This window comes from Mesorhizobium sp. M7A.F.Ca.CA.004.06.1.1 (genome assembly GCF_003999135.1).
GTDB lineage: Bacteria > Pseudomonadota > Alphaproteobacteria > Rhizobiales > Rhizobiaceae > Mesorhizobium.
This window is the reverse complement of sequence record NZ_RZPQ01000926.1, coordinates 1-2003: the sequence shown is the minus strand read 5'-3', so window position 1 is coordinate 2003 and position 2003 is coordinate 1. Positions and strand designations below refer to the sequence as shown.

General features: G+C 64.9%; 2 protein-coding genes, 1 tRNA gene and 1 pseudogene. All 4 read left to right on the top strand.

The window, feature by feature from the left end; translation table 11 throughout:
* A pseudogene (locus tag EN906_RS32235) lies at positions 1-224 on the top strand (ABC transporter ATP-binding protein/permease); the annotation flags it as partial.
* Positions 221-1042 (top strand): 4-hydroxy-tetrahydrodipicolinate reductase, encoded by an 822-nt coding sequence (dapB, locus tag EN906_RS32230; RefSeq protein ID WP_127268269.1) that lies wholly within the window; start codon positions 221-223, stop codon positions 1040-1042. The pseudogene EN906_RS32235 and the gene dapB, both read left to right, overlap by 4 nt.
* Positions 1043-1134: 92 nt before the next feature.
* The gene (locus tag EN906_RS32225) at positions 1135-1755 is read left to right on the top strand and encodes a 2,3-bisphosphoglycerate-dependent phosphoglycerate mutase (protein ID WP_127268270.1); all 621 of its coding nucleotides are present in this window, start codon (positions 1135-1137) and stop codon (positions 1753-1755) included.
* Between the two features lie 73 nt (positions 1756-1828).
* Positions 1829-1913 (top strand) — tRNA-Leu (locus tag EN906_RS32220).
* Positions 1914-2003: the final 90 nt, after the last annotated feature.

Genomic DNA, 2003 nt, shown 5'->3' with positions numbered 1-2003 from the left:
GGCTGTCGACGGTGGTCAATGCCGACCACATCATCGTGCTGGAAGAGGGACGGTTGGTCGAGGAAGGCACCCATGCGACGCTGATGGCCGACCCGGACAGCATCTATTCCCGCTTCCACCGCATCCAGGGCAAGAAGGGACTGGGGCTTGTCGAGGACCGCGAGCCGATCCAAACTCCGGTCCGGGCCACGCGTGCGAAGAAGACTGCTGTGAGGAGCACATGAGCGAAGCAGGCGATATGGGCCTGGTGGTGGTGGGCGCTGCCGGCCGCATGGGCCAGACGCTGATCCGCGCCATCCACACCATCCCCGGCGCGCGGGTCATCGGCGCGGTCGAGCGGGCGGGTTCGCCCTATCTGGGCAAGGACGCAGGCGAACTGGCGGGCATCGGTATCATCAACGTGCCGATCGGCGACGATCCGCTGCCGGTCTTCGCCAAGGCAGACGGCGTGCTCGACTTCACCACGCCTGCTTCGACGGTCGAATTCGCGGGCTATGCGGCGCAGGCGCGCATCGTTCACGTCATCGGCACGACCGGGTGCACGGCCGACGACAATGCGAAAATCGCGGCGGCGGCGCGCCATGCGACGATCGTCAAGTCGGGCAATATGAGCCTCGGCGTCAATCTGCTGGCGGTGCTGGTCGAGCAGGCGGCACGCGCGCTCGATGCCGACGATTTCGACATCGAGATCCTCGAAATGCACCATAAGCACAAGGTCGACGCGCCATCGGGCACAGCGCTGCTGCTGGGCGAAGCCGCCGCCGCCGGGCGTGGTATCGAGCTTTCAGGCAATGAGGTACGCGTCCGCGACGGCCACACCGGCGTGCGCAAGACAGGCTCGATCGGCTTTGCCACCCTGCGCGGCGGCTCTGTCGTCGGCGACCACAGCGTGATGCTGGCCGGCACCGGCGAGCGCATCACGCTTGCCCACCATGCCGAGGACCGCGCCATCTTCGCTCGGGGCGCCGTCAAGGCGGCGCTTTGGGCGCGCGGCAAGAAGCCGGGACTGTATTCGATGCGGGACGTGCTCGGCCTCAGCTGAGCCGGCCTGATCCATAAACCTCTTTGTCTAACGCAATTCCGGGCGGAAAACCGCGTCACACTTTTCCTGGAATTGCTCTTGAAGGAGCAAACATGTCGAGAACCCTCGTGCTCGTACGCCACGGCCAGAGCGAATGGAATTTGAAGAACCTGTTCACCGGCTGGCGCGATGTCGACCTGACCGAACAGGGCCACGCCGAGGCCAAGGCCGCCGGCCAGAAGCTCAAGGCGCGCGGCCTGAAATTCGACATCGCCTTCACCTCGGCGCTGATCCGGGCGCAAAAAACCTGCCAGCACATTCTCGACGCGGTCGGCCAGAGCGACCTGAAGACCATCCGCGACCAGGCACTCAACGAGCGCGACTATGGCGACCTTTCCGGCCTCAACAAGGACGACGCCCGCAAGAAATGGGGCGAGGAGCAGGTGCATGTCTGGCGCCGCTCCTACGACGTGCCGCCGCCCGCCGGCGAAAGCCTGAAGGACACCGGCGCCCGCGTCTGGCCCTACTATCTGCACGATTTGCAGCCGCACGTGCTGCGCGGCGGCACGGTGCTGGTCGCCGCGCACGGCAACTCGCTGCGCGCGCTGATCATGGCGCTGGACGGCAAGTCGGGCGAGGAGATCGTCAAGCTGGAACTCGGCACCGGCGTGCCGGTCATCTACCAGCTCAACGCCGATTCCACCGTCGCTTCGAAGGAAGTGCTGGACGACTGAGCCGGCGAACGGAGCACCTGCGAAAAAAGCGCGTTGACAGCAATCGCTTGCCCGCTTACATGAGCCCGCACCAGCCCAGATGGCGGAATTGGTAGACGCGCACGGTTCAGGTCCGTGTTCCGCAAGGAGTGGAGGTTCGAGTCCTCTTCTGGGCACCAAATTCCCGTTTCGAACCATTCGCCGGTTCAGAAACTTAGAGAAAAAGCCCGGCTCGTCCGGGCTTTTTCTTTGCCGCCAACCTCCCCTTC

Bases quoted from the DNA above. Each gene is read 5' to 3' on its own strand.
- EN906_RS32225 (WP_127268270.1), top strand. From the start codon at position 1,135: ATGTCGAGAACCCTCGTGCTCGTACGCCACGGCCAGAGCGAATGGAAT.
- dapB (WP_127268269.1), top strand. From the start codon at position 221: ATGAGCGAAGCAGGCGATATGGGCCTGGTGGTGGTGGGCGCTGCCGGC.